We start from the raw sequence: 604 nt of genomic DNA, 5'->3' as shown, positions 1-604 counted from the left end.
GTCTTCCCGCCGCGGCCGATCGGGATCCTGCTGGGCCTCGTCGGCAGCCAGAACCCGTTCTCCGGCTGCCCCTCCTACAAGGAGGTCGCGCACCTGCCGCCGGCCGAGCGGGCTGCCGCCCTGCGGGATCCGGAGCGACGGGCCAGGATTCTGTCGGAAGACCGGGTCGCTGGTTCCAAATTCCCCCTGATCACGAGATTGCACTGGGCCCGGATGGTCCCCTTCGGCACCCCGCCCGACTACGCGCCGCCGCGCGAGAACAGCCTCGAGGCCCGGGCCGAGCGTACCGGCCAGAAGCCCGAGGACTTCACCTACGACTACCTGACCGAGGGCGACGGGACCAATTTCATCTTCGCACCGCTCACGAACTTCGCCGACTACACGCTTGATGCCTCGGCAGAATGCCTCCGGCATCGCAACGCCATCATCGGCCTCTCCGATGGCGGCGCGCATGTCGGCTTCATCTCCGACGGCAGCTTCCCGACCTTCGTGCTCCAGCACTGGAGCCGGAACGGTTTTCGGATGGAGGAGCTCGTCCGCCGCCAGACCAGCGATACCGCCCGCGCCATGGGCCTGCGCGACCGCGGCGTCGTCGCGCCGGGCA

1 pseudogene is annotated in these 604 nt (G+C 69.0%); it reads left to right on the top strand.

The annotated features are described in order from the left end of the window. Positions 1-604 (top strand): annotated as a pseudogene (locus tag AC1DWF_RS36315) (D-aminoacylase); the annotation flags it as partial.

It is taken from the genome of Aminobacter sp. P4_D5 (assembly GCF_056401815.1).
The sequence above is the reverse complement of the archived record's forward strand: the minus strand, read 5'-3'. Positions and strand labels throughout refer to the sequence as shown.